General features: G+C 38.9%; 23 protein-coding genes. 8 read left to right on the top strand and 15 right to left on the bottom strand.

Going from position 1 to position 26,309, the window contains the following annotated elements; translation table 11 throughout:
* Positions 1 to 31 precede the first annotated feature (31 nt).
* Entirely contained in the window at positions 32 to 349 is a 318-nt protein-coding gene (locus Q0A08_RS11445) for a hypothetical protein (RefSeq protein WP_438467362.1), read from the top strand.
* 62 nt (positions 350 to 411) lie between these two features.
* Here the strand turns inward: Q0A08_RS11445 and Q0A08_RS11450 are convergent, their stop codons facing one another.
* Both Q0A08_RS11450 and Q0A08_RS11455 read right to left on the bottom strand, forming a co-directional pair.
* Positions 412 to 1,245 (bottom strand): sulfurtransferase, encoded by an 834-nt coding sequence (locus Q0A08_RS11450; protein WP_438467364.1) that lies wholly within the window; start codon positions 1,243 to 1,245, stop codon positions 412 to 414.
* 32 nt (positions 1,246 to 1,277) lie between these two features.
* A complete protein-coding gene (locus tag Q0A08_RS11455) occupies positions 1,278 to 2,105 on the bottom strand; it encodes an HDOD domain-containing protein (RefSeq protein WP_438467366.1) in 828 nt (275 codons plus the stop codon).
* A gap of 127 nt (positions 2,106 to 2,232) precedes the next feature.
* Between Q0A08_RS11455 and Q0A08_RS11460 the strand changes: the two genes are divergently transcribed.
* Complete coding sequence (locus Q0A08_RS11460) at positions 2,233 to 3,012, top strand: TlyA family RNA methyltransferase (protein WP_438467367.1); 780 nt, start codon at positions 2,233 to 2,235, stop codon at positions 3,010 to 3,012.
* Here the strand turns inward: Q0A08_RS11460 and Q0A08_RS11465 are convergent.
* Both Q0A08_RS11465 and lon read right to left on the bottom strand, forming a co-directional pair.
* Positions 3,009 to 4,343 (bottom strand): MATE family efflux transporter, encoded by a 1,335-nt coding sequence (locus Q0A08_RS11465; protein WP_438467368.1) that lies wholly within the window; start codon positions 4,341 to 4,343, stop codon positions 3,009 to 3,011. The genes Q0A08_RS11460 and Q0A08_RS11465 overlap by 4 nt on opposite strands.
* Before the next feature lie 189 nt (positions 4,344 to 4,532).
* The gene (gene lon / locus Q0A08_RS11470) at positions 4,533 to 6,989 is read right to left on the bottom strand and encodes an endopeptidase La (protein ID WP_438467370.1); all 2,457 of its coding nucleotides are present in this window, start codon (positions 6,987 to 6,989) and stop codon (positions 4,533 to 4,535) included.
* 335 nt (positions 6,990 to 7,324) lie between these two features.
* On the opposite strand from lon, the gene upp reads away from it, so the two are divergent.
* Complete coding sequence (gene upp, locus Q0A08_RS11475) at positions 7,325 to 7,981, top strand: uracil phosphoribosyltransferase (protein WP_438467372.1); 657 nt, start codon at positions 7,325 to 7,327, stop codon at positions 7,979 to 7,981.
* Between the two features lie 93 nt (positions 7,982 to 8,074).
* Here the strand turns inward: upp and Q0A08_RS11480 are convergent, their stop codons facing one another.
* The 3 genes from Q0A08_RS11480 to Q0A08_RS11490 form a co-directional block, all read right to left on the bottom strand.
* A complete protein-coding gene (locus Q0A08_RS11480; RefSeq protein ID WP_438467374.1) occupies positions 8,075 to 8,704 on the bottom strand; it encodes a LysE family translocator in 630 nt (209 codons plus the stop codon).
* Positions 8,705 to 8,733: 29 nt separating this feature from the next.
* The gene (locus Q0A08_RS11485; protein WP_438467376.1) at positions 8,734 to 9,372 is read right to left on the bottom strand and encodes a TetR/AcrR family transcriptional regulator; all 639 of its coding nucleotides are present in this window, start codon (positions 9,370 to 9,372) and stop codon (positions 8,734 to 8,736) included.
* A 535-nt stretch (positions 9,373 to 9,907) separates the two neighbouring features.
* A complete protein-coding gene (locus Q0A08_RS11490; RefSeq protein WP_438467378.1) occupies positions 9,908 to 11,050 on the bottom strand; it encodes a GGDEF domain-containing protein in 1,143 nt (380 codons plus the stop codon).
* A 388-nt stretch (positions 11,051 to 11,438) separates the two neighbouring features.
* On the opposite strand from Q0A08_RS11490, the gene Q0A08_RS11495 reads away from it, so the two are divergent.
* Together Q0A08_RS11495 and Q0A08_RS11500 are read left to right on the top strand one after the other, a co-directional pair.
* Positions 11,439 to 12,293 carry a glucosaminidase domain-containing protein gene (locus Q0A08_RS11495; RefSeq protein WP_438467380.1) on the top strand — a complete coding sequence of 285 codons (855 nt, stop codon included), beginning with the start codon at positions 11,439 to 11,441 and terminating at the stop codon, positions 12,291 to 12,293.
* Positions 12,294 to 12,442: 149 nt separating this feature from the next.
* The gene (locus Q0A08_RS11500; RefSeq protein ID WP_438467382.1) at positions 12,443 to 14,359 is read left to right on the top strand and encodes a beta-ketoacyl synthase; all 1,917 of its coding nucleotides are present in this window, start codon (positions 12,443 to 12,445) and stop codon (positions 14,357 to 14,359) included.
* Between the two features lie 69 nt (positions 14,360 to 14,428).
* On the opposite strand, the gene Q0A08_RS11505 is transcribed toward Q0A08_RS11500, so the two are convergent.
* The 4 genes from Q0A08_RS11505 to Q0A08_RS11520 form a co-directional block, all read right to left on the bottom strand.
* Complete coding sequence (locus Q0A08_RS11505) at positions 14,429 to 14,800, bottom strand: hypothetical protein (RefSeq protein ID WP_438467384.1); 372 nt, start codon at positions 14,798 to 14,800, stop codon at positions 14,429 to 14,431.
* Positions 14,801 to 14,872: 72 nt separating this feature from the next.
* Positions 14,873 to 15,742: a sugar nucleotide-binding protein gene (locus Q0A08_RS11510; protein ID WP_438467386.1), complete on the bottom strand. Its 870-nt coding sequence runs from the start codon at positions 15,740 to 15,742 to the stop codon at positions 14,873 to 14,875.
* Positions 15,743 to 15,754: 12 nt separating this feature from the next.
* Positions 15,755 to 16,519, bottom strand: coding sequence for a TatD family hydrolase (locus Q0A08_RS11515; RefSeq protein ID WP_438467387.1), 765 nt, complete (start codon positions 16,517 to 16,519; stop codon positions 15,755 to 15,757).
* A gap of 120 nt (positions 16,520 to 16,639) precedes the next feature.
* Complete coding sequence (locus tag Q0A08_RS11520; protein ID WP_438467389.1) at positions 16,640 to 18,196, bottom strand: phosphoenolpyruvate carboxykinase; 1,557 nt, start codon at positions 18,194 to 18,196, stop codon at positions 16,640 to 16,642.
* A 507-nt stretch (positions 18,197 to 18,703) separates the two neighbouring features.
* On the opposite strand from Q0A08_RS11520, the gene gndA reads away from it, so the two are divergent.
* Positions 18,704 to 20,230 (top strand): NADP-dependent phosphogluconate dehydrogenase, encoded by a 1,527-nt coding sequence (gene gndA / locus Q0A08_RS11525; protein ID WP_438467391.1) that lies wholly within the window; start codon positions 18,704 to 18,706, stop codon positions 20,228 to 20,230.
* Positions 20,231 to 20,315: 85 nt separating this feature from the next.
* Here gndA and Q0A08_RS11530 read toward each other — a convergent pair whose 3' ends face one another.
* Positions 20,316 to 21,041 (bottom strand): RNA methyltransferase, encoded by a 726-nt coding sequence (locus Q0A08_RS11530; RefSeq protein ID WP_438467393.1) that lies wholly within the window; start codon positions 21,039 to 21,041, stop codon positions 20,316 to 20,318.
* Positions 21,042 to 21,611: 570 nt separating this feature from the next.
* Here Q0A08_RS11530 and Q0A08_RS11535 point away from each other — a divergent pair.
* Positions 21,612 to 22,394 carry an inositol monophosphatase family protein gene (locus tag Q0A08_RS11535; RefSeq protein ID WP_438467395.1) on the top strand — a complete coding sequence of 261 codons (783 nt, stop codon included), beginning with the start codon at positions 21,612 to 21,614 and terminating at the stop codon, positions 22,392 to 22,394.
* 63 nt (positions 22,395 to 22,457) lie between these two features.
* Here Q0A08_RS11535 and galU read toward each other — a convergent pair whose 3' ends face one another.
* Together galU and Q0A08_RS11545 are read right to left on the bottom strand one after the other, a co-directional pair.
* The gene (galU, locus tag Q0A08_RS11540; protein ID WP_438467397.1) at positions 22,458 to 23,294 is read right to left on the bottom strand and encodes a UTP--glucose-1-phosphate uridylyltransferase GalU; all 837 of its coding nucleotides are present in this window, start codon (positions 23,292 to 23,294) and stop codon (positions 22,458 to 22,460) included.
* A gap of 100 nt (positions 23,295 to 23,394) precedes the next feature.
* The gene (locus tag Q0A08_RS11545; protein WP_438467399.1) at positions 23,395 to 24,273 is read right to left on the bottom strand and encodes an ArgP/LysG family DNA-binding transcriptional regulator; all 879 of its coding nucleotides are present in this window, start codon (positions 24,271 to 24,273) and stop codon (positions 23,395 to 23,397) included.
* A gap of 131 nt (positions 24,274 to 24,404) precedes the next feature.
* On the opposite strand from Q0A08_RS11545, the gene Q0A08_RS11550 reads away from it, so the two are divergent.
* Positions 24,405 to 25,019: a LysE/ArgO family amino acid transporter gene (locus Q0A08_RS11550; protein WP_438467401.1), complete on the top strand. Its 615-nt coding sequence runs from the start codon at positions 24,405 to 24,407 to the stop codon at positions 25,017 to 25,019.
* Positions 25,020 to 25,119: 100 nt separating this feature from the next.
* Here Q0A08_RS11550 and choV read toward each other — a convergent pair whose 3' ends face one another.
* Positions 25,120 to 26,307, bottom strand: coding sequence for a choline ABC transporter ATP-binding protein (gene choV / locus Q0A08_RS11555; protein WP_438467403.1), 1,188 nt, complete (start codon positions 26,305 to 26,307; stop codon positions 25,120 to 25,122).
* Positions 26,308 to 26,309: the final 2 nt, after the last annotated feature.

The following is a 26,309-nucleotide window of genomic DNA, read 5'->3' on the forward strand; positions in this document are numbered from 1 at the left end:
ATCTCTAATTAAGTCTAACAGGAGATCCTATATGAAATTTGAACTTGTTGATCGTCAAGGTTACATTCCAGATTTAAACTACGGAGACCAAGGAAAAGAACTGTCTTGTTTCGTTCCAACTGACTATAAATGGGAACAGGTTTCCTTTGAAAATGGTGAAGGTGAGGTGCGCATAGAAGGTCACACCTGGCACTTTTTCTTTACCCAAGAAGGCATTGGAATTCAGTTAGTAGATGGCATAGTCACAGCCAAAGAAGCCGATTTATTTCTACATTTAGTCAAAGAACATATCTTTGGAGAGAAAACTCAAGAAGTACAAATATTTATTGCAGGTGTAACACCTAAATAGATACAGAGATAAAAGCACCTAGAGAATTATTAGGTGCTTTTCAAACTTTTCATTTTAGCAATTTAATTTTGCTGTTCGGACATCAATCGGAGCATTCGCTTTGACCATTGACTCCACGACCCAATAAATACACGCTTATTATTACCACCCGCAGATAAATTAGCTAATACATTATGACAAGCTGTCACTCCAGATCCACAGTAATGCACAATTTCCGAACCCGTTTCAAATTGCTTAAACCCCTGCGCTAAAGATTCAGGCGATAAAAAAGCACCTTGGCCATCCAAGTTAGTTGAAAAAGGATGATTTAGTGCACCAGGTATATGACCTGCCAATGCGTCCATGGTTTCATTTTGCCCTTCAAACCTATCGTTTGCTCTAGCATCAAGTAATTGAAACGCTTCTGTTTCCATATTTTCTAATACTTCGTCTTCACTGACCACCCATGGAAACGATATATCCAAAGGTTGTTCTGCAGGGGTCAAGGAAGACTTAGCCGTATCTAGCTCACCACCTAATGCTTGCCATGCACTAATACCTCCATCTAAAACACGAACGTCAATATTATTTTGAGCAAGCATCCACCAGGCCCTTGCTGCAATAGCACCAGACATATCATCATAAACAACCACATTGGAGTTATGCTGGATTCCCATTTTCTGAAGGTAACCACTAAAATCTATAGGTGAAGGCAAAGGGTGTCGCCCACTCAGCTTATTTTCTGGGGATGCTAAATCATGGTGAAGGTCAACAAACAATGCACCAGGAATATGACCTTTATTGTACTCAAGCAGACCTTTATCTAAATCTGTTAAATAGAACCTTGAGTCCAAAATGATCAAATCTGGATTAGCTAATTCACTTTTTAACGCCTGTGCCGATATTAATGTTCGCATTCCGTTTCCCCTAGTAAAGCAGTTTTAAATGATTAATTTAGTAATTCGTCTAAACCTGAAATCTCAACAAAAATAGCATCTAGGTGACATTCCATGGTTTCATGATTAAGCTCGACATTATTAGCAACATCATACGGAAAGCTAGCCATGATGGTATCAAAATCACTATTACTCAATTTCTCTCTTGCTAGATAGTGTGCCAGATGTAATAAAGAAGCTAGAGAGTTATCTTTAGCGAGCTCCAAAGGCTTTTGATAAGCAAAAATAGCATCACCTAAAATATGAGGAAAACGCCATTTTTCGATTAAATCTGATGCAAGATTACCACTAGAAAAACCTAACACCTCAAGCTCTGCTTCATATAACCCTAACCCAGTTTCTTGCCTATCTTTAATCACAATTGACTGAGAAGGGACACCCATCACTATCAATAGGCTACCTATCGTTGATAACAAACCTGCCGTAAAAGCCGCATCTGGATCTGATTCGTCAGCAAGGATAGCCAACTCTTTGGCAATACCAGCAATATAAATTGACTCTTGCCAAAAAACCTTCATATCCATGCCCACTACATGATGAACACTTGACGTCAAACCCGACGCAACAACAATATTCTTCAACTTAGCCATACCTAGCATTACCACAGCTTCATCAATTGATGAAATTTTTCGGTTTAAGCCAAAATGAGCTGAGTTTACAATTTTTAAAACCTTAAGAGAGATCACCTGATCTTTTGCAACATCTGATGCAACCGAGCTTAAATCTATATCAGGGTCATTTAACTGCATAATTAAAGTGCGTACTACTTCAGGCACCATAGGTAACTGTTCTATTTGATCAAACAACTCTGAAATTTGCATAACATGCCCTACTTTCATCCATAAACTCGCTATATTTTATGCCTTGCTGAATAAGTTTGTAAGCCTATAGTTGCTATTACTTATTTGCTAAAATGAGTCCATCACTCACAATTACTAAGCTCAGAAAATGATCCGTATTGACCAGCTACTTACGCAAAAAAAACTTTGTAAATCTCGCGCCCAAGCACAAACCTACATTTCTGAGAAAAAAGTCACCATTTTCATCAAGGGTCAATGGCAAACAGTACTAAAGCCAAGCCTTAAAGTAGAGCAAGACATAGAGATAAAGCTATTACTTGATGATACAGATAAATATGTATCACGCGGCGCACTCAAATTAGCGGGTGCACTTGAATACACAAAACTGAATATTAGTGGTTTTAATGTCTTGGATGTTGGTCAATCCACTGGTGGATTTAGTGACTGTGCTATTCAAGAAAATGCAGCCAAAGTTGTAGGTATAGAAGTAGGGCATGATCAATTAGATCAAAGCTTAAGACAGAACCCTAACATCGTTTGCCTTGAGGGGGTTAACGCGCGTAATTTAAGCAAACACGATATCGGCAATCACTTTCCATCTGATGGTTTTGACCTCATCGTAATGGACGTATCCTTTATATCCCAAACAAAAATCCTACCAAATTTTCCCGATTTATTAAAACCTAATGGGCACCTTATCACCTTAGTCAAACCACAATTTGAAGTTGGTAAACAAGCAATAGGAAAAGGCGGCATAGTTAAAGACAAAACAGCAGTATCAGAGCTAGAGATAAAGATGACTGATCTAATCAAAGATCTTGGCTTTAGTGTTCACTGTTATATCAAGAGCCAGATCAAAGGTGGCGATGGTAATCAGGAATATCTCATTTGGGCAAGTTTAAATGCCAATGCAGACAAGCCTCATTAACTCGCTTTCACTTCAAGTTCAGCGATATAGCGCCTAGCTAAAGTAAAAGCGATACAGCCAAAAATAATTGAACCTAACGCCTGACCAACAAAAATTCCTTTTGCATCGAAGAACCAACCAAAAAATACGATTAAAGGCCAAGTACCCAAGGTTGCCCTACCAAAGTTTAACCATGCGGATGTTTTAGGGCTTCCTAGGTTGTTAAAAGTGGCTATTCCAATGAAAAGTAAACTTTGAAAGAAGAAACTAAAAGATATGTAGGTAGCAAAGAATGAAATCAAAGAAGCGGTTTCTTTACTGGCACTAAACACCTCAATCAACCAGAACTGTAATTCGTACAAACTTAGGCAGAGTAATAAGCAGTAACTTAAACTATAAACAACAGCACTGGTAAGTGTTTGCTGCATTCGCAGGAAGTTACCCGCACCATAGTTCTGTCCCAGTATAGGCCCTACCGCACCAGATAAAGCAAATAGCCCACCAAAAACAACGGGGATCACACGTCCAATAATTGAATAAGCAGCAACAGCATCATCACCAAAAGTCGCCATGTGCTCAGTCACTATGGCATTCGCTAGTGGCGACGACATATTGGTTAACATAGCAGGAAAAGCAATAAACGAAATCTGTTTAAAGTCTTGAGCAAAATACACCCAATCAAAACGAGATAATATCTGATGCACATGTATCAAGCCGTAATACGCAATGACAACCATAGAGCAACGAGCAATCAAAGAAGCAATTGCAGCGCCATCTAACCCCAAATCAAATCCAAAAATAAGCAGAGGATCCAAAACTGCATTCACTAAGCCGCTAATTAAGGTGGCATACATAGCACGCTTAGCATCACCAAGTGCACGCATTATTCCAGACCCTATCATGCCGACCATAATAGCTGGCATACCTAAAATTGAGATCTGTAAATAACTAGTCGCTAGATCCAGGGTAACCCCATTCGCACCCAAGAAGTACAACAAATGGGGAATTCTTGGCATTAAAAAATAAATAATAATAAAAGAGAACAAAACCCCAAACACGAGAACATTTGTTGCTCGCCGCTTAGCTTGCTCTCTATCACCCTTTCCAACCGCTTTAGACACCAAAGCTGTCGCTGATATCGATACCGCTATACTCAAAGAAATGGTAAAAAACATGATAGAACTTGCAAAACCAACAGCTGCAACAACTTCTTTTTGGTCAAGCATGGAGAGGAATAAGATATCAATTAAATCAACCATAAACATGGACATAAGTCCGAAAGCACCGGTTGCTGACATAACCACAACATGGCGCAAAGTTGATCCAGAAGTAAACGTTGCCTTTAACGGCATTCAACATGCTCCATCGAATTGATACATTAGAATGTGAAGAGACTAGAAATAAGCGTTAGAGATTAATCCAGACTAACCTCCATCAAAACACGATAAAAGGCACCATCAAAACGATAGTGCCTTTCTGAAACAAGATTTTCTCACGAAATGGCAACAAGAAGAAGCCAAGGAAAAAATTTAACTGTCGATTTAGTGAACGGAACCTTTTGCTTTGACAAAAACCACCTTCTCAACATCTGAGAAGCGTTGCGCAAAATGTACTGTCATCCCAACTTTAATTGAGTCTGGTAGCTCATCAAAATCTCGTCTATTTGGCTCAGGTAAGATAACTTCGAAAATCTTACTGCGCTTCGCTGCAATAATTTTTTCTTTAACACCACCAATAGCGAGCACTTGACCTGTTAATGTTAATTCTCCCGTCATAGCCAAGCCTTTTTTAATAGGCTCATTTCTCGCTAAGGACATAAGTGCAGTTGCCATCGTCACACCCGCGCTTGGCCCATCTTTAGGTGTCGCGCCTTCTGGGACATGTAGATGTATCGTACTTTTATCAAAATAATCAGGTTGCAGATTAAAGGTTTTTGTGTGTGAAGCGACATAGGAGTGTGCTATCTCAGCTGACTCTTTCATAACATCTCCAAGCTTACCGGTTAGTTTCAAACCGCGGCTTAGCTCATGCACTCTGTTTGCTTCAACAGGTAAGGTTGCCCCTCCCATAGAAGTCCAAGCTAAGCCTGTCACAACACCTACCCCTCTAATTGAAGAGTCAGCTTTAAAGTAAGGGGCGCCTAATAAGGTCTCAATATCTTTAATACCTACATTGATGCTTTCAGCACTTTCGGTCATCAGCTGCACGACACATTTTCTTAGTACTTTTTGCAGCAGTTTATCTAAACCACGCACACCTGCCTCTCGGGCATAATTTTCAATAAGGTGTTTCAATGCTGCATCGGTAATATTTAACTGCTTTTTAAGCAACTTGTTCTTTTTCAGCAGCTTAGGCCATAAATGCTGTTTTGCAATCGCTAACTTCTCTTCTGCAATATAGCCAGATAGGCGAATCACATCCATACGATCTAATAATGCACTAGGAATAGTATCTAGCTGGTTCGCCGTACAAACAAATAACGCCTTAGATAAATCTATTCTCATATCTAAATAATGATCTAAGAACTCAGCGTTCTGCTCAGGGTCTAACGCCTCAAGCAGTGCAGAGGCAGGATCACCTTGATGAGAAGCGCCAATCTTATCAATTTCATCTAACATGATGACAGGATTCTCGACTTTTACATCCTTTAATGCCTGTACAAATTTACCAGGAAGAGCACCAATATACGTACGTCTATGTCCCTTTATTTCCGCCTCATCCCTCATGCCACCTAAACTAAAACGGTAAAATTCACGATCTAAAGATGCCGCTATAGATTTACCGATTGATGTTTTGCCAACACCAGGAGGCCCTACAAGCAGCATAATAGATCCGCCCATCTCACCACGATGCGCTCCTAAAGCAAGAAACTCAATAATGCGATCTTTAACATCATCCAAGCTTGTATGATGATCTTCTAAAACTTGGCGAGCTTTAATAATATCCATATTATCTTGTGAACAAACACCCCAAGGTAAGGCAGCTGCCCATTCAAGATAATTACGAGTCACGCCATACTCTGGCGATCCAGACTCAAGTACGCTTAATTTCTCTAGCTCTTCATCAATTTTTTCTTGTTGCTTTTCACTTAGCTGCTTGCCTTCCAGCCTTTGTCGAAACTTATCAATATCAGAGGTTTTATCATCTTTTGATAAGCCAAGTTCCTTCTGAATAACCTTAAGCTGTTCCTTTAAGAAAAACTCCCTTTGGTGCGTGCTTATTTTATCATTTACCTCAGCGCTGATTTCATTTTGTAAGCGCGCTATTTCTAATTCTCGCTTTAACAACAAAAGAGACAAATGCATACGTTTATGAACAGGTCGGGTTTCTAAAACATGATACAGCTCATCAGCTTCTGCAGATGTAATAGAGGCAGCAAAGTCAGCTAACAGGCCGGGCTGATTAAACGAAAATCGGGCTAAGTATTGCCTTAAGTCTTCACTAAACAAAGGGTTTACACGTATCAACTCTTTAATAGAATCTAAAATAGAGATGGAATAAGCCTTAGATTCATCATCATTAACCTTAGTATCAGTTAAGTACTTCACTCGTGCACGATAAGGTGCCTCTTCGTCTAACCATTCAACCACTTCAAAACGCTTTATGCCTTGAGCTAAAAAGGTCATCTTGCCTGATTCTGGGGTAGCTTTGTGCACCTTAACCACACAACCAATTTGCTTAAACTCATTGACAGAAGGGGCACCATCTGTCGCGCTCTCGCTAAAAAGCAGACCAACGCTTGATTGTGAGTCTAGTGAAATTCTTTCTAAAGTTTCTTCCCAAGGGTCTAGATCAACAGCGACAGGCTGCACTTGAGCAGGAAAAAAAGGTCTGCTTGATAGAGGCAATACATAAATAATATCTGGTAGTACGTCTTCAGGAAGCGCTAAAGCCTTTGGATCATTAAGGACAACGTCATCCCCTTCAAGCTCATCAATTACAACATCTTGTTTTGTTAATGTATCTGTATCATCTGAAAAATTATCTTCGTTGCTCATTCTATTCTCAATTTGTCTATTATTGAGATGCGACAGGTAAGCTGCCTGAATACACCATCAAGCATATGAAATATTAAACTTACCTACTTTTCTCATTCAGTTTATGTTTGATAACTCTTTATGTAATGTCGAATAAAATAAATACAAGCAACTATCAAGAATCAAGCGGTATAACTGATATCAAGATAAGTTGAAAAAGGCATTATTAACTCTCTGTACTTGGCCTAGATCTATCTATTAGGTCAGGATTAATTCATAATCCTGCCTCAGAATAGACACAGTTTTATCATGGCTTAAACACTTAATTTTGAGTCTAAAAGAATAAGGACCCAGTTATGACAGCAAATAACATTCTCGATACTTACTCAGATATTCATCTTATTGACCACCCGTTTGTACAACATAAACTCACCAGTTTAAGAGATGTAAATACGGGTACGCGTGAATTCAGAATGCTAGTGGAAGAGCTAGGAACCCTGATTGGTTATGAAGCAACAAGGGATCTTGAAACAGAAGACGTTGAAGTAGAAACACCGCTTGAAAAAGCTATGAGTCCTGTTCTTAAAGGTAAAAAACTCTGTATTGTTACTATTATGCGAGCAGGTAATGGCTTAGCAGAAGGTGTTCTCAAACTTTCTCCTTCTGCACGTGTTGGACACATAGGCATGTATCGCGACCCTGATACAAAACAACCTGTCGATTATTACTTAAAGATGCCTCACTCTTTAGACCAAAGAACCATAATCGTTGTTGATCCTATGTTAGCTACAGGCAATTCAGCCGCTGCTGCCATTCAAAAAATGAAAGACTTAGGCGCAAAAAGCATTCGCTTTATTTGTTTATTTGCAGCACCGGAAGGCATCAAAGCATTTAAAGAAGAGCACCCTGACGTGCCTATGTATATTGGTGTTATTGATCGTTGCCTAGATGAGAATGCTTACATACGTCCAGGTGTGGGTGATGCTGGTGATCGTATCTACGGTACTCGCTAATAGTTTTTTTGAGCTATAGCTTCAGATAAAAAAGCCGCTGAAACAACAATGTTTTAGCGGCTTTATATTACCTTAGAGAACTAACTTTTTAACCTAGCCCTTTAGACCTACATATAAACCCGCTGTTGCCATAATGGAACCAGCAGTTCGATTCACAAGCTTTAATGATTTAGGCGAATTTAAATGCTTTCTTGCCTGTGCAGCCATTAGCGCAATCAATGTCAGTCCTGTCATCAATGCGATAAATGTGAGTAAACTTGCAATAGCAATATCTTGTACGCCTAACTGAGTCACATCCATAAAGGTAGGCAAAAAAGCAATATAGAATAAAATCACCTTAGGGTTTGAAGCCGAAATCATAAACCCTTGAATAAATGAGGATAATTTATCTTGCTGTTTAACCTTTAAATCTGGGTTAGATAATTCTTGGGCGAGCGCTGGAACAGAAGTCCACATCTTCCATCCTAAATACACTAGGTAAGCACCACCTAAGATACGAATGATTAGAAAGACCTCTTCCCAAGCATGAGCAAGGCTTGCTAAACCAAAACACGCCATTACCAAATAACATATATCACTAATCACCATGCCCACGCTTAGCCAATTACATGATCTAGCACCTTGAGTCATGCTTTTAGCTAAAATGGCAAAAATACCAGGTCCTGGCGTAATACCAAAAATAAATATCGCGAGGAAAAATGTGATACCACTTTCAAGCGTCATAATCTTCTACCTTTAACCTAACTGGCACATTAGTCAGTGATACCGCAGCTACTTAGAATCATGTTGGTGACAAATATTTTTGCCTGACCATAATCCTCTTCTTCCAACTCAGCCTTATTTAACACTATTTTAATTTGCGCATCAAAATCAGCGTAAGTTTGAGTCAATGCCCACAAACTAATAAATAAATGCTCGGCTGAAACAGGTTTCATCTCACCTTGCTCAATCCAAGTTTGAATTGTTTGCTTCTCTCTCGCTAACTCACTCACAAAATGCTTATTCAAGTATTCTAAGACAAAAGGTTCCTCACCAATCAGGGCCATTGCAAAGACCTTTGAAGCATTAGTATTAATTCGTGACTGATCTATTTTTTCGCTGATATAACGTGTTAAACAGGCTTTTGGCCCATCTTCTAATACAAAGCAACTAACAGACTCTAACCAAAGTTGAAGTATGTTACCCAGCACAGCCTCTAACAAATCCTTTTTAGAGCGATAATAATAGTGAATATTCGCCTTAGGTAACCCTGCTTCATTTGCTATCATCTGAGTCGTTGTTTTAGCCAAACCTTGTCGAGCAAAAACACGCTCTGCAGTTGATAAAATTAACGCTTGATTTTGAGCTCGAATATGAGCTTTTAGCTGATCTTTTGCACGTTTTTCTTCCACAGGGAGCTGTCCTCAGTCAGATATTACAGGCAATCTATTAAAGTGAGTCTAATTAAAGCAAGTTTTACCATAACACGTTTTATTAAGAGCAAGAATACACAAGCAAAAGATAGACTTAGAAAGATAAACAGTCATTCATAATGAAGCTTTTTTCAGGCATAAAAAAAGGGGAAGCTTGGCTGCTCCCCCTTTTACCCCTACAACAAAATTAAGCAATAACTATAGGCATTCGTTATTGAATATTTTGTTGCACCACGTTGGCTCTTATAGTTTCACTCACCTAAAAATAATAGACGGCATGAAATATTCTGTTCGATCAATCTTGTTTGACCCAGCGCTAGAAACTTTCTAGCAGCATTAAATTCGTTATTTATTACTTGATTTCAAAAAAACAAAATTAGAAACGTTTTTTTCAATCTTGGAATTATATGCTTAAGAATTACACAGATCAAGAAAAATTAACCACATGGTCAAGTTTTATTTTTTGTATAATGAAACCAAATAAAAAGATCTAATACACTTAATTTAAGGAAGATCACTCAAGAATCACGCAATTACGACCTTTTTTCTTGGCTTTGTATAAAAGCTGATCAGCATGTTTAATAACATCTTGAGCATGGCGTTCAGAGCTTGAAAGGGCTGCACCGATACTTATAGTGACAGAGACGCCTTTGTAGGCATCTTTTTTACTATCATAAACATCGACCATCTCAGAGGCGATTGACTCTCTTACACCTTCTAGTGCCGCCAATATATCTTCTTTCTTTTTATGTGCGAAAACAATGGCAAACTCCTCCCCCCCATATCGGAAAGCTTTACCACCAGACGCGACCTTATCCATACTATTCGCCACACTTTTTAAAACTAGATCACCCATATCGTGACCATAGGTATCGTTAAACTTTTTAAAATGATCCACATCTAACATGGCAATGACATAATGTTTCGATAAGCCTAATAACCTTTCATTTAGCGCCCTTCGTCCTGGTAATTGGGTTAACTCATCCACATAAGCCATCTTATGGCTATCAATTAACAAATAGATGCACCAGATAACGAAGACGCCCGTATGCATAAGGGCCGCTTGCTTACTACTAAGTGATAAGAAATGTATTAAGGTTAAAAGCAATAGAGAGACTAGAATAGCACCACTAAAAGTATCAGATTTAAACCACCATTTACTTGCTAAAAATGCCAAACTAATAGCAAAGGTCAGTACAAAAAACACCAAAGCAAAACTAAAACTTTTAATACTAATTAGATACAGAGATATCCCAGGAATTTTTACCCAAGCTTTACTTAATGCCAAGCACCATAAAAGTTGCACTGCAACAAAAATAATACGGTTTAAAGCAAAGCGATTTAAAAAACCTCGTTCTTGTAATTGACTAACAAGAGCGAGGTTCAAACTTGTTAAGAGTAAATAAACTGAAACATTATCTTGATTACCTAAACTTGAAATAGGCAAAAGAGGCAGCATTAGAATCAGGCACACCATAAGGATTAAGCCCTTATTAAAATGCCAGGCTAGCAGTATCACAAGACTAGAAAAAATATAAGGAAGCCACTCAAGCAGAGCAAGCCAAACTGCAGGAATTTTCTCCACATAGACACTAAGATACAAACTCAATAGTGCAATCACTAAGGGGATAAATAGACTCGTAAATCGTGATGTCATAAATACTCTTATAACTTAATTTCGCCTTTTAAAGGTTAAAACAAGCTTTTAACCTCAAGCTTAAAATAAATTGAATTTAACCACACCCACTCTAGATAAGCACTCTAGAGCCATGCATTGAACGACTAAAATCGGTTAAAAATTGTGAAGCTCAATCCTTAGCATCGTATTTTCAGGAGAAAATCAGGGAATAAAAAACATAAAGCATGACATATGAACTCTTTTTCATTTCCATTAGCTTTGATTAATGTGGACTTTTTAAGCTTGTGACCAACAAGGTCTATAAAATGTCACGATTTTTGGCGATAATATGTACTCAGGTTCAGCATGATTGATCTTTTGATCAGTTTATTTGTTCACATTTGCTCAAAATAGGTTTGTTATCTTTATGGACAGAAAAATTCTTTGGCTAATTTCTATTGCTGTCGTACTAGTTCTTTGGTTTAAATTGGGAGATAAGCCCACCCCTAACGAACAAGAAGTCACTCAGTCTCAAGAAGACGCACCGTTACTTGAGAACCAGCTTGTGATTAACAAGGCAACGCCTTTTCAGCCTATGCCAGTGAAACCTAATTTTGCTGAGATTCAAGATATTAAACAAAGGAAAGAGACCTTTTTTCAGTTCTTAGTTCCCTTTGCTGCAGAAAAAAATGCCTTATTGATTCGAGATAGAAATGAATTAACACGCATCATTCACAATGCAGAGCCACCAACACGAGAAGAGAAAAGATGGCTTGCAGCACTTAGAAAAATCTTCAAACTAAAAAAGGTCGGTGTTTATACACCGGAAAACCTTGCTGAACTTTATCCTCATTTAGATATTATCCCAGAGTCCCTAGTACTCGCTCAGGCGGCGAATGAGTCAGCCTGGGGTACTTCTCGCTTCGCACTAAAAGGCAATAACTACTTTGGCCAATGGTGCTTCAAAATAGGTTGTGGGTTAGTGCCAGAATCTCGCGATGAAGATGCAGACCATGAAGTACAAAAGTTTAAAAGCGCAAGAGAGTCAGTTTATGCCTATATCGATAACTTAAATTCAAATGCGGCTTATAGATCACTCAGAAAAGAGCGCGCTAAACTTAGAGAAGAAAACAAAAGTATTACAGGGGTAGATCTGGTATCAGGTTTATTGTCTTATTCTCAGCGTGGTCAAGCTTATGTTGAAGAGATAAAGTCACTTATTAGTTATAACAAGTTAGCGCGCTTCGATCAGGAAATCGAAAAAGTAGCCTCTAACAAATAACCAAAAAGCATAATGATCAGAAATACAAATGCAGGTAAATTATAAATCATTAAATTCATTAACTTATTTTTGAATTCTAGGTGGCTAAGCATTATCGGCTTTATTACAATGACACCACTTTAATTCATATTTGAATCGAGGAAATTGAATTGGCACGTTTACCTGTTATTGTTGGATTTGGCGGAATTAACCCGGCTGGTCGCACATCTTCACACCAAGCATACCGCCGTATTGTTTTTGACTTACTACCTAAATCAATCCAGCAAGAGGTATTATTAGATCTAGCTACGCTTACTAATACCGCTCATTTCCATCATGGTCACTGGTATAAAGGTGATATTAAAACTAATACGCCTGAAGAATTATTAGAATTAATCAGTGAAGATGTTTTAGCAAAGACACTAATCAGAAGAATCCATCCCTCATTATTTGATGTTGATAAGGTCTCTATTCATAAAAGCACCTCTTTATTACCTAATTCGGAAGGTGAGAGCATTAGCTTTACCATTAAAACACGCTCTATTCCTGATGATTTACCTTCTCAATGGCAAGTAAAAGCATTATCAGACAATCTCAGTGAAGTTGTGATAAACGGCAGCTTGGAAGCCTTTATTAAAGACAGTAAGTCATTAAGCGTAAAAGCTGCAGGCCAATTGCCAACAGGCTTTGATCCTGCAAAGCTATATCAATCTCGTAATCATCCACGTGGTTTACAGATGACTGTATACGGTGCGTCAGATGCTCTTTCTAATAGCGGTATTCCATGGCAAACCATTAGAGATACCGTTGCACCTGACCAAGTTGCAGTGTACGCAGCTAACTCTATTGGTCAGATGGATGACCTTGGTTTTGGTGGCATGCTTAAATCTGCCTTAATAGGAAAGCGCACAACCTCTAAGCATTTACCTTTAGGGTATGCACAAATGCCTGCAGATTTCGTTAACGCTTATGTATTAGGCAGTGTAGGTTCGATAGGCACTTCGATTGGGGCCTGCGCCACTTACTTTTTTAACTTAGAAAAAGCCATTGAAGGCATCAAGTCGGGCAAAACACGTGTTGCCATTGTTGGCGGCAGTGACGCACCTATCACACCAGAAGTCATTGAAGGCTTTAGAACCATGGGAGCCTTAGCTGAAGACAGCGCCCTATTGGCTCTCGATGCTATTAAAGACCTGAAAGAGCCTGATCACACTCGCAGTTGTCGTCCTTTTGGCAATAATGTTGGCTTCACTATCGGTGAATCTAGCCAGTGGACACTCATAATGGATGACGCTCTTGCAATAGAGCTTGGTGCACAAATATTTGGCTCAGTGCCAGCTGTTTACGCTTATGCAGATGGTCATAAGAAATCCATTTCAGCACCTGGTATTGGTAACTATCTCACCATGGGTAAAGCCATGGCATATTTACAAAAAATCATTGGCGAAGAAGGTTTAAAAAATCACACCTTCATTCAAGCTCATGGTACAAGCACACCTCAGAACAGAATTACTGAGTCCCATGTGTTAAGCCAAGTTGCTAAGAGCTTTAACGCTGTAAACATACCAGTGACAGCAATGAAAGCCTTTATTGGACATTCTCAAGGCACAGCAGGTGGCGACCAACTTCATTTGTCTTTAGGCGTTTGGGAACACGGGATACTACCAGGCTTTACAACCACTGAAAGTATCGCTGATGACGTTTATACTGATGGACTAAAATTCCAACTTAAACACGAAGTCTATGGTAAGGATCATTTCCAAGGTGCGTTATTAAATTCAAAAGGCTTTGGCGGAAACAATGGTACTGCCGTACTTATTTCACCTAGAAAAACAATGGAAATGCTTGAGAAACGCTATGACAAAGCAACGCTAGAAAGCTACCAAGCAAAACTGGTTAAAACGGTAGAAGCAGCGCAGGATTACCACCAAGCCGCAATTCACGGTGAAAGCCTGCCTATTTACCACTTTGGTAAAGACGTATTATCTGGTTATGACTTAGAAATGAGCGCCAATGAGATCAAGATGCCTGGCTACCTTAATCCCGTTGATTTAAACGTGGATAATGAGTTCTCAGATCTAGTTTAACTCTTAGTCAAAACACCTAAACATAAAAAAACCAGCTTAAAGCTGGTTCTTTTATGTTTAAAATACGATTCAACCTTTAAAAATTGACCTTGAAGATCGAGAAAAAGGAAGAATAATAGCGTTTAACAGAGTTGCTACAGCGCTAAAAGCAAGAATATAAATTTGTACATCTAAGGTTAAATCAAATAATAAATGTGTCATTAAAATGTTTGGTAAAACACAAAACAGCCACAGAGAAATAGCAATCCCAGCCATTTCCCAACGAGAGCTGGAACGTAATCTACTGATTAACCACGCATAAAAATAAACAAACGTAACGATACACGCCAAAGCCGTTAACACCAAACTCACGTCAGGCTGAGCAGAAATTAAAGGAGCAGGTGCGGCTGTTAACCAGAAAAAACCAAATGCAATCTGGGTCAATATACTAATAAATATCATTTTATGATTTATTCTATACACCTTTAACGCCCCGTTATTCGTTCTTAATGGTTCAGTTTCAGTCTGCCAGAACTAGTTCATTTGATAAAGATCTTTCACCAAGTTCCTTAAACTTGCTCTCCAAGGTCGCTGTTTTACACCAAAATGATTAAATATTTTACGACAAGAAAGAGATTGCTTTCGTAATAACGTTAAATCCGTTACTTCTGCCTGGCTAGAGCTTGTCGCCTGCAAACTTGCTTGAAATTGAATATTGAATTGAGATGCATTAGTCAAAACAGCTTCACCAAAGCCAAACCAGCTAATGTCTTCAGCACAAGAATAATGATAAACACCCGCATTTTTTGAGCCAAAATGCCTTTGTTTAATCAAAGAGAAAGCAACTCTCACTAAATCAGAGATAGGAGTTGGGTTACCAAGTAAATCATCTTCAAGTAAAACTGGCTCCCCAAGCTTTAACTTAGACAATATGCTGGCAACGAAATCTTGCTGCTTACAGCCAAACAACCAACCACTTCTTAATACAATACTGTTATCATCTTTAAGTACTAGCTGTTCAATTTCAGCAAGCTGCTTACCTTTCTGGGATTTGGCATCAGGGACTTCATTCTCATCATAAGCCGCCCCCTTATCACCAGAAAACACTTCAACACTACTTAACATGAACATACTCACATCAGCTTCTTGCAGCATAATGTTACAGGCTTTTATTTGAGCGTAATCACCCGCATCTGCGCCAATACTTAACGCATCAAGCACAACATCATAATGTTCAAAACTACTTACCGAGAATTGTGTTTGATAAAAGTTTTCTTGCGTTAAAGAAGTTAAAGAAAACTCATTAAGCTCAGTGGAAAAGCTTAAAAGCTCCTCACCAATATTAGTATCGCTACCTAGCAATAAGATCTTAATTGGGGCATTGATGTCTTTTTCGTTAGGCAAGTCTACTTTCCTCTAATTCCAGTTTTTAAACAATTTAATAATATTAACAGATGTGTAATCCGCTACTTGATCAACATCTTGTTCTCTAAGTTCAGCAACAATAGTAGCAACCTTAGCGATATTTACAGGTTCATTTCGCTTACCTTGCAAACCTGAAAGCGGCATATCCGGTGAATCAGTTTCCAAAACAAAGTTCTGATCCGCTAAACCTTTTAACATACGTCTCGTTTTTTGAGCTCTAGGGTATGTCACACTCCCACCTATCCCTAACAGCAAACCTTGCTCAATAAAGCGCTTCGCTTGCACTTCACTTCCCGTAAAAGCATGAACAATGCCACCAACTAGTGAATAATTCTTCAATAGTCGTAATAACTCATCATAGCTTTTTCTTGCATGAAGAATGACGGGTAACTGTAAATTTTGAGCAATATCCAACTGCCTTAATAAAAAACGTTTTTGAATTTCATAATTAACGCTTCCAGGCCAATAATCCAAACCGATTTCACCAATTGCAATTGCGCTGTTTTCAGCAGCAAAAGCTTCTAAAAAATCCAGATTTGCAAACTTCTCCTGAGCCAAAAAATATGGATGTATTCCATAAGCAGCACGTATAGAAGAGCGTGTAGATTTTAACTCGCTCACACGACTCCAGCTTTGGTAACTTGTTGATGGCACAACAAAGGCTTGTACATTTTCGGCATAAGCTCGTGCAATGACAAGATCAAGGTCGGGTTCGAAGTCAATAAAATCTAAATGGCAATGGCTATCAATAAACATCAATCTAGACTAACTCAAGCCGATGTCGACCACTAGACCATTTGCCCGCATTAATAACGAAAAAAGCCGCAAAAGCGGCTTTTTTCGTTAATCAACAAAGAGATTAAGCAGAAACTTTGACTAACGAGTCGGTCCAGCAGCAAGAATGCTGTCAGAAACACCTTCAAACTTAGTAAAGTTATCTACAAACTGACCAATCAAATCTTGTGCTTGTACATCATAGGCAGCTTTATCTTCCCAAGTATTTCTTGGGTTTAATAACACTGAGTCAACACCCTCAACTTGCTTAGGAACAGCAAGATTAAGCTTATCAAGTTGCTCTAATTCAGCATTTTCTAATGCGCCAGTTTGAATCGCAGAAATTACCGCACGTGTTGTAGGGATACTAAAGCGCTTACCACCTTTACCATGAGCACCACCAGTCCAACCCGTATTCACTAGATAAACTTTACTACCAAACTCTTCAATACGCTTAATTAATAGCTCAGCATATACATGAGCAGCACGAGGGAAGAAAGGTGCACCAAAACAAGTAGAGAAAGTAGATTTAATACCACTACCTGCGCCCATTTCTGTTGAACCAACTAAGGCTGTGTAGCCACTTAAGAAGTGGTAAGCTGCTGCTTCTTTCGTTAGAACAGATACTGGTGGTAATACACCGGTTAAATCACATGTCAAAAAGATGATCGCATTGGGTTCACCTGCACGGTTACCTGCAGCACGTTTTTCAATATGCTCACGTGGGTATCCTGCACGGCTATTTTGAGTCAAAGAAGTATCAGCATAATCAGCGACACGAGACTCTTTATCTAACACCACGTTTTCAACTATGGTACCAAATTTAATCGCCTTCCAAATCAGTGGTTCATTTTTCTCAGAAAGGTCGATACATTTTGCATAACAGCCGCCTTCAATATTGAAAACAGTATCTTTGCCCCAACCGTGCTCATCATCACCAATCAAAAAACGCTCAGGATCTGCTGACAAGGTTGTTTTACCTGTACCAGACAAACCAAAGAATAACGTAACATCGTCATCTGAGCCTACGTTAGCAGCACAATGCATAGGTAATACATCTTTCGCTGGTAACAAATAGTTTTGCACAGAGAACATAGCTTTCTTCATTTCACCGGCATAGCGCATGCCTGCAATCAAAACTTTCTTGGCTGCAAAGTTTAAAATGACACAGCCATCAGAGTTAGTCCCATCGCGTTCAGGCTCACAGACAAAACCAGGCGCATTAATAATTTGCCACTCGCCTTTAGATGCTGGATTGTAAGTATCTGGACGAATAAACAGATTACGTCCAAACAAGTGATGCCATGCAGTTTCAGTACGCATAATTACGGGTAAATAATACTCATCGCCAGCACCAACATGAATATTAGATTCATAAGAGTTTTTAGCATTTAAATAAGTTTCTACACGTTCCCACAATGGAGCAAACTTTGCTTCTGGGAAAGGACGGTTTACTGGTCCCCAATGTATTGAATCTTTACTAGATGCTTCTTCAACAATAAAACGATCCATTGGAGAACGGCCAGTACGAGCGCCTGTTTCAACGACTAAAGCGCCATTGTCTGCTAGTTGTCCTTCTCCATTTGCCAATGCTTGCTCAACAAGCGCCGGCGTATTTAAGTTTTTTTGAATCTTTGGAAGCTCAGTTGCCGAACTCATTTTTAGTTTTCCTCTATGAACATAACGAATCTTAGTTCGTCTTTTTAATGTGCTGATGCTAATTGATTTTTATAGTAACAAATCAATATAAAAAAAAATATTGTTAGATCAATTTGTTATTTTATTTCAATACCAAGAATAATTATGTAATTTAACCGTAACCACATGATTTTTATGAAATATACATTGATAAAAGAGAATTTGGAAACAACCAATAGATCAATATTTTTATCTTAATTTATTTTTTATTGATATATTTTTTACATTTTTGTTGTTTTATTACTTTTGAGACCGGGTTTATAGCGTTTTTATACTTTTGATGTTTTATTACCTTTTTTCTGACCAAAAAGTCAGCATTTAGTCACTAAAATCGCTTAATTTCTTAAAATTTAACTTAAATTAAGTTTTTTTCATTTCGCGCTCTGATATATGACGTATATCACCACATCTTCGTGGTAAAATTTGCACCTGAATCCCCCACCCCCCACACAAAGTAGATCAAAATTTATGGTTAATATGATTCAGGACTGCAATATAGGATTTATTGGATTAGGTGTTATGGGCAAAAACCTTGCCCTCAATTTAGCCGATCATGGCTATCGTGTTGCAGGCTTCGATCTAGACACTAAGAAAGTAGAGGATGTACTTTCTAGTGAAATTGCTGAACGACCAACAGATGTAGAAAAAGCAAGAATCATTGGCTGTGACTCCCTTAAAGAGATGCTAGATCACCTAGCAACACCTAGGGTTATTGTACTATTAGTTCCTGCAGGCCAACCTGTTGATGATGTTTGTCAAAACTTAATTCAAGCAGGTCTTGAACCGAATGATATTGTTGTTGACTGTGGTAATAGCCAATGGACGGATACTATTCGTCGTGAAGCAGAATATAAACATCAACTAAAATTCTTTGGTACTGCAGTATCTGGTGGAGAAGTTGGCGCTCGGTTTGGCCCTTCTCTTATGCCTGGTGGCGATGCTGAATCATGGCAGTATTTAAAACCTATGTGGGAAGCTGTCTCCGCAAAGGTTGATGAAGACGGTAAACCAATAGAAACCAGAACCCCTGGCAAACCTATCTTTGATGGGGAGCCTTGTACTGCATACCTAGGACCAAACGGTGCAGGTCATTATGTAAAAATGGTTCATAATGGTATCGAATATGCGGATATGCAGCTTATTTGTGAAGCCTACCACCTTCTACGTTCTATTTTAGGCTATAGCCCTAAACAAATAGGTAAGCTATTTGAAAAATGGAACCAAGGCGTTTTGAATAGCTATCTAGTCGAAATTACAGCCGACATTTTACAACAAGATGATATCAAAACAGGTGAGCCTCTTGTTGATCTCATATTAGACAGTGCGGGTCAAAAAGGGACTGGTCGTTGGACAGCTATTAGTGCGACTCAAATGGGAGTGCCTGCCGGTATTATCAGCGAAGCAGTTTATTCAAGAGCATTGAGTACGCTGACAAGCCAAAGATACCAAGCAGCGAGCACTCTTGTTGGTATAACCGACCTTGCTGATGTTAATGCAGAACATGTTGAAGCTAGCATTCATGATGCTCTCTATAGCGCTAAGATTTGTGCTTACGCACAGGGTTTTCAAATTATGCGTGCTGCTCAAGCTGAATATGATTGGAAACTCAACTTTGTTGATATCGCAAAAATTTGGCGTGGCGGCTGCATTATTAGAGCCTCTTTCTTACAAAAGATAGCTGACGCTTTTACTGAAGAACCTGAACTGGACAATCTATTACTGTCTGATTACTTCGCAGATCAATTAGAAGAGAGGCAGGTAGGTCTAAGAAACTCGGTAGTATTAGCTGCACAGTCTGGCATTCCAGCACCAACATTCTTTTCTGCGCTTGCTTATTTTGATGGTTATCGCTCTGAAGTATTACCTGCCAATCTACTACAGGCACAAAGGGACTACTTTGGCGCTCATACTTATGAAAGAGCGGATTCTGCGAGGGGAGAGAAATTTCATACTCATTGGCAACAAGAAGGCCGCCCTGAGACCCAAGTAAAATAGGTTATCCAACTTCATAAAATAAAAGAAGGCGCCTTGAGCGCCTTCTTTTATTTTATGCCTTAGCCACTCACTCTAGAAAAGGACTTTATTTGCTTTTATCTTCTAGTTTATCAACCGACGTTAACACACCTCTTAACATACCCACTTCTTGTTGATCTAATTGAGCACGTTGAAATAAGCGTCTAAAACGTGTCATTACTTGACGTGGCGCCTTAGGATCTAAAAATTCAGTCTTAGATAGCACTGATTCTAAGTGAGTAAGCATATGATCCAGCTGTTCACTTGTCGCTGCAGGTACATCCCATTTAGAAGCAACAATAGGCGCATCCTTTTGCGCCAGATGACGCATGCGCAGTTCGTAAGCAATCACTTGCACAGCAGAACCTAAGTTTAAAGAGCTAAAACTTTCTACAGAAGGGATATGAACATGATAATGACAACGTTGTAGCTCTTCATTTGTAAGCCCTCTATCCTCACGTCCAAAGACAAACGCAGACTCCAAGCCTTCTTCATGAACTATATCAGCAGCTTGCCTAGGATCCACGAGAGGCCAAGGAATATGCCTCTCTCTAGCACTTGTTCCGACAACTAACTGACAATCAGCAATAGCCTCTTCCAATGTGTCCACAACAACAGCATTTTCTAAAATATCAGTAGCACCTGATGCTCGGCTATTGGCTTCATCACTTGGAAAAACCTTAGGAGCAACTAAGTATAATCTTGCTAATCCCATATTTTTCATCGCTCTGGCAGCAGCGCCAATATTACCCGGATGGGAAGTGTTAACTAATACAATACGTACCTTATTCATTTTAGAAATATGCTCTTTTCACTGGATGGTTTTCAATCAATTAAATTTGATAATATTTTGCTAGGGAAGCTGCGATTAAGTCACCTCTTCTCAGAAAAAGTGTCGAACAAGGTGTCACTTTGACGTAATGTAGGCACCTTTCAAGAAGGGACAACACAGGATGACACTTTTACTGAAAGACCCGAAGGGCGTGCCCTAAAAGCCTTATCTAGTAAGTTGAGAGTCTTATCAATAGAGTAACTATTAAGTTACGACTCTCGCCTTAAATCTCAGGCGTTTTATCCACACACTGAGGCGGAAAGATTTATTCACAGCTTCCCTAGGCATAATAGCAGATCATCTTACTTGAGTAAGCAATGCCAATATTAAATTAAACCAAACATTGTTTGTTTTTTAATCAACCCACCCTAGTCACAGAGCCAATAATCGGATAAAATCCGCGCCATCTTTTAGCCTTTCACTTTGAGCTTCTTTTAACTCACGAAATTTGGCCGAAACGCTCTTTAACACTTTTCCGATAGCTTATGGACTTCAGGCCTACTGACGTCTCTTTTAATGTAATGGTATTGTATGCAACCTCGAATTAATGTCGCTCTAAAAGCAGCTCGCGCTGCAGTTGATTTTATCCTTCATGTACAAGAAAAAATCTTGTTTGATAAAGAACAGGGTCAAAACCCTGAACAAGCATACAAAGATATTTGTATTGGTGCCGAAAAAACAATCGTGCACACTTTAGCAAAAGCTTACCCAACTGAAACCATCTCAACCCGTTTACAAGGTGAAATCCAAACCGGTGAAAAAGGTGAGTGGATTATTGATGCGATTCAAGGTCAGCACCTTTTCTCTCGCAACCTTTCAGGTCATGCATTAACAATAAGCTATGTTGAAAATGGAAAAGTAGAGCATGCACTACTGATCAACTCATCAACTCGTGATGAATTTTACGCAAGTAAAGGTCGTGGTGCTTATTTAAATAATTCACGCATTCGTACCTCATCTATTGGCTCTATCGAGAACAGCACACTAGGTAGCCAATTCCCTGGTACAGATAAACTTTCTAGCCTAATGACTAGCCAGTTTAATACACTTAAAGAAGTTGCTGAAAAAGGCGCACGCGTCATGATGCAAGATTCACCAGCACTTATGCTTGCTAACGTTGCAGCAGGTAAGCTTGATGCAGTATGGGCAATGAAACTTTATGACTGGGAAACACAAGCTCCGCTATTTATTGCGAAAGAGGCGGGATGTCTATTTGCAGACTTCCAAGGTTCTCCAAATGTAAACGACACTGTCTTATGTGCAAATCCTCGTTTATTCAAGAACCTACTACCAGTGCTTAATAAACACTTCTAATAGGTTACTAGCCTTATAGAAAGCAAAAAAAACCAGCTAATGCTGGTTTTTTTATGCTTAATTCTACTTGCGTTTATAAATATTTTCGTAACAATAGTTGGTTGCTTCAACAAATCCATCAACACTACCACAGTCAAAACGACGGCCTTTAAATTTATAAGCCATGACACAACCTTCTTTTGCTTGTTGCATTAAAGCATCTGTTATTTGTACTTCACCATTACGCCCTGGCGGTGTCGTTTTTAGCTTTTCAAAAATGTCTGGGGTTAAAATATAACGGCCAATGATAGCTAAATTAGATGGCGCTTCATCAATAGCCGGTTTTTCAACCATATCGGTTACCCGGTACAAACCGTCACCCATGCTCTCTCCCGCAATAACCCCATACTTATCAACTTCATCTGCAGGTACTTCTTCAATCGCCACAATAGAACAACGAAATTGATTATAGAGCTTAACCATTTGCTCTAATACGCCTTCTTGACCTTCCTCTTCCATAATACAAAGATCATCAGCCAATACGACACCAAAGGCCTCTTCACCAATCAGAGGCTCTCCTGTTAAAATCGCATGACCTAACCCTAACATTTGATTTTGACGAATATATGAGAAGTTCACATTGTTAATCAAATGGCGAATATCAACGAGATATTCTTCTTTACTGGTTCCAGCAATTTGGTGCTCTAACTCATAACTGGTATCAAAATGATCGGCTATGGCACGCTTACCGCGACCTGTTACAAAAGTCACATTATTTAGCCCTGCTTGAGCAGCTTCCTCAACACCGTATTGCACCAAAGGTTTATTTACTATTGGTAGCATTTCTTTAGGCATAGATTTGGTTGCAGGTAAAAAACGAGTGCCATAACCCGCAACAGGGAATAAGCATTTACGTATCATAGTGAATCCTTTTATTTGATTGCAGGCAGTCTAACAAAATTCACTTTAAATTAAATCTCAAAATGTGAGGTTTTCATTAGGTCAACTCGAATAAAATAGATTAAGTTAAATTCAGTCTAGCTTGACCAACAACAGCCTCGGTCAATTCATTCAGTAAATCAGAGTCTAACCCACACCAGTGCCAATAAAGGGGGACTTTAAGTACTCTATTTGGAAATAATTCGACTAACCTTGCTTCTGCTAATTCTTGTTTAACCTGTATTCTTGGCACTAAAGCACATACAGAGTGGCTGAGTAACATATGCACAAACCCTTGTGTTGAGGGCAACCAGTGACTAGGGCCAGCATGATTTTGTAAACCTAATACTTCATGTTGGTAACTTGACCAGAGTTGATCATTTTCATCATAAATAAGGGCAGGTATATTATGAATATCCTTTTCTCTGTAATCAGCACTTAAATAACGCTTAATAAACTCAGGACTCGCGACTAAGATATATTCCATAGCGCCTAAATAAAGAGACTGACCACCAGCAACAATAGAACCGACATCACTTAAAGCGGCTACAACTTCCCCTTTTTTTATAAGATCTCGTGTTTGGCTTTGATCAGCGACTTTGGTTTGTAAGCGACGGTTATGTCCTTTTGAAAACTGGCTAATTACCTCAATAAACCAAGTCGCTAAACTGTCATTATTGATAGCTATAGGGAGACATTGCAGGCTTTTATCGCCATAAGAATCTTGTACAAGTGCCTGCTCCATTAACTGCACCTTGATAAAATGCATATTTAATTTTTTACCTAAATCCGTAAGACGAAGAGGCTTTTCTCTGATTAATAAAACATTATTATAGGATTGCTCTAATCGTTTAATTTTTTGGGAGACTGCCGATTGAGTTAAACCTAAAATTTCACCCGCCTTTTCAAAACCTTGCGACTCTACAACCTGCCTCAAACATTCAATTGCTTTGTAATCCATAACCAGACCAACATTATATTTATTACTTAATGATTATTTATATTAATTATATTTATATATTGTCTATTGATATTCTTCCACTCGTTTCTTAATCCCAACGACATTTAACTTTGCTATTTAGGAGTAAACAAATGAGCGCAGCTTTTCTCAGTGGTTTTATTACAGGCGGGAGCTTAATAATTGCTGTTGGTGCGCAGAACGCATTCTTATTAGAACAAGCCTTAAAACGACACTGGGCTTTGAGCATCGCCATTCTGTTCATGCTAAGTGATGCGATATCCATCTCGCTTGGTGCATTAGGGATTGGCGCTTTAATTCAGTCCTACCCTATACTGCTTGAAGTCACCCGTATCGCTGGCGTACTTTTTTTAACCTATTTTGGCTTATCTAGAATTAAGGCTTCTTTTGCTGACGAGACACTCTTACTGACAAAAGCAAACACTAAAATGCCACTAGGTTTATTACTTACTACAGCGATGGCTGTCACTTGGTTAAACCCTCACTTTTATTTAGACACATTAATCTTGATGGGAAGCTTAGCGAATCAATGGCAGGCGAATACCTATGAATTCATTATGGGCGGTATAAGTGCATCCATATTATGGTTTTTATCCCTTACTTTAATTGGTCGACTATTAGCCCCTTATTTAGGTAAAGCTACTTTCTGGCGTTGGCTAAATCGATTTAATGGCACCTTAGTTATTATCATTGCTATTCAAATTACTCTTATGTCCTTTCCTGAATAGGACTATTTAACCTCTTCAATTAAATTTCCCCATAAAAAAAGCATAAACCTTGTCGTAAAGTTTATGCTTTTTCAAAATCATTAAAATGATCTAATGGAAATTAACTATCATTAGATGAAAAGTGCTTACCTAAAAGTGCATGATAAAAATCATGATCCCCAAGTACACCCACCACAGAACCTTCTTTTTGTAATAAAAGAGGTTGTTGTGTTTGATATCTCACTTCTACCGCATCACGCATATTAATGTCTGATGGCGCTAATACAACACTTCCTAAAGCAAGTTTGCTAATGTCTAATCCGTGAGCCCAATCAACGATTAAATGAAAGCCTTCAGCACTTTCAACAGATTCAAGTTTGCCTTCAGTTGATAACGCAAAGTTAAGCCCTTTTTCCGCTAGGTAAGCGTGACCTTCTTTTTGTAGCTTATCAATTGGTGTCATTAGAGAATCACCTTTAAGTACATTCAAAGGATTGGTATGCGCAACAAACTTCTCGACATATTGTGTTGCCGGATTCAATACTATTTGCTCCGGAATATCTTCCTGAATAATATTGGCGGATTCCATAATTGCGATTTTAGTACCAATTTTCAACGCTTCATCTAAGTCATGACTTACGAACACGATCGTTTTATTTAACGTCTTTTGAAGTTCAATCAACTCATCTTGTAACTGGGTACGAATTAGAGGATCAAGCGCTGAGAAAGGCTCATCCATTAAAAGTACATCTGTATCCATAGCAAATGCACGAGCAAGACCAACACGCTGGCGCATACCACCCGAGAGTTCATCAGGCTTTTTATCAGCCCATTGGTCCAAGCTCACCATTTTTAATTGCTGCATAGCTTTTTCTAAGCGTTCAGCTTTTGCCATACCTTGCATTTCTAGGCCAAAGGCAACATTTTCAAGCACCGTTAACCAAGGCATTAAAGCAAAGCTTTGAAATACCATAGATACCCTATGAGTACGCATATGTCGCATAGTTGCTTCATTACAAGTGGCCATATCAACCATGTCATCGCCATCACGAACAAGGCACTTACCACGAGCGACTTTATTTAGTCCGTTTAGTGTTCTAAGCAAGGTTGATTTACCTGATCCAGATAACCCCATAAGGACACATATTTCGCCCTCATTTACCTCAATCGTTGCATTTTGAACACCAACAACGTCGCCGGTTTCACCTAAAATCTGCTCTCGATTTTTACCTTGATCCATTAGGTTTAAAGTAGCAGCTTGATTATCACCAAAGACAACATCTAAGTTTTGAATACTGATAACAGCCATGC

Origin of the sequence: Marinomonas sp. PE14-40 (assembly GCF_051623805.1) — a bacterium.
Classification (GTDB): Bacteria; Pseudomonadota; Gammaproteobacteria; order Pseudomonadales; family Marinomonadaceae; genus Marinomonas.

What these genes read in the sequence shown, in the direction of transcription:
- Q0A08_RS11505 (WP_438467384.1), bottom strand. Translation starts at nt 14,800, where the DNA reads ATGATATTTATTAGTATATTGACCCAGATTGCATTTGGTTTTTTCTGG.
- Q0A08_RS11490 (WP_438467378.1), bottom strand. Translation starts at nt 11,050, where the DNA reads ATGACATCACGATTTACGAGTCTATTTATCCCCTTAGTGATTGCACTA.
- Q0A08_RS11460 (WP_438467367.1), top strand. Translation starts at nt 2,233, where the DNA reads ATGATCCGTATTGACCAGCTACTTACGCAAAAAAAACTTTGTAAATCT.
- galU (WP_438467397.1), bottom strand. Translation starts at nt 23,294, where the DNA reads ATGATACGTAAATGCTTATTCCCTGTTGCGGGTTATGGCACTCGTTTT.
- Q0A08_RS11450 (WP_438467364.1), bottom strand. Translation starts at nt 1,245, where the DNA reads ATGCGAACATTAATATCGGCACAGGCGTTAAAAAGTGAATTAGCTAAT.
- upp (WP_438467372.1), top strand. Translation starts at nt 7,325, where the DNA reads ATGACAGCAAATAACATTCTCGATACTTACTCAGATATTCATCTTATT.
- gndA (WP_438467391.1), top strand. Translation starts at nt 18,704, where the DNA reads ATGGTTAATATGATTCAGGACTGCAATATAGGATTTATTGGATTAGGT.
- Q0A08_RS11550 (WP_438467401.1), top strand. Translation starts at nt 24,405, where the DNA reads ATGAGCGCAGCTTTTCTCAGTGGTTTTATTACAGGCGGGAGCTTAATA.
- Q0A08_RS11465 (WP_438467368.1), bottom strand. Translation starts at nt 4,343, where the DNA reads ATGCCGTTAAAGGCAACGTTTACTTCTGGATCAACTTTGCGCCATGTT.
- Q0A08_RS11535 (WP_438467395.1), top strand. Translation starts at nt 21,612, where the DNA reads ATGCAACCTCGAATTAATGTCGCTCTAAAAGCAGCTCGCGCTGCAGTT.
- lon (WP_438467370.1), bottom strand. Translation starts at nt 6,989, where the DNA reads ATGAGCAACGAAGATAATTTTTCAGATGATACAGATACATTAACAAAA.
- Q0A08_RS11515 (WP_438467387.1), bottom strand. Translation starts at nt 16,519, where the DNA reads ATGTTTATTGATAGCCATTGCCATTTAGATTTTATTGACTTCGAACCC.
- Q0A08_RS11545 (WP_438467399.1), bottom strand. Translation starts at nt 24,273, where the DNA reads ATGGATTACAAAGCAATTGAATGTTTGAGGCAGGTTGTAGAGTCGCAA.
- Q0A08_RS11445 (WP_438467362.1), top strand. Translation starts at nt 32, where the DNA reads ATGAAATTTGAACTTGTTGATCGTCAAGGTTACATTCCAGATTTAAAC.
- Q0A08_RS11530 (WP_438467393.1), bottom strand. Translation starts at nt 21,041, where the DNA reads ATGAATAAGGTACGTATTGTATTAGTTAACACTTCCCATCCGGGTAAT.
- Q0A08_RS11520 (WP_438467389.1), bottom strand. Translation starts at nt 18,196, where the DNA reads ATGAGTTCGGCAACTGAGCTTCCAAAGATTCAAAAAAACTTAAATACG.
- choV (WP_438467403.1), bottom strand. Translation starts at nt 26,307, where the DNA reads ATGGCTGTTATCAGTATTCAAAACTTAGATGTTGTCTTTGGTGATAAT.
- Q0A08_RS11495 (WP_438467380.1), top strand. Translation starts at nt 11,439, where the DNA reads ATGGACAGAAAAATTCTTTGGCTAATTTCTATTGCTGTCGTACTAGTT.
- Q0A08_RS11455 (WP_438467366.1), bottom strand. Translation starts at nt 2,105, where the DNA reads ATGCAAATTTCAGAGTTGTTTGATCAAATAGAACAGTTACCTATGGTG.
- Q0A08_RS11480 (WP_438467374.1), bottom strand. Translation starts at nt 8,704, where the DNA reads ATGACGCTTGAAAGTGGTATCACATTTTTCCTCGCGATATTTATTTTT.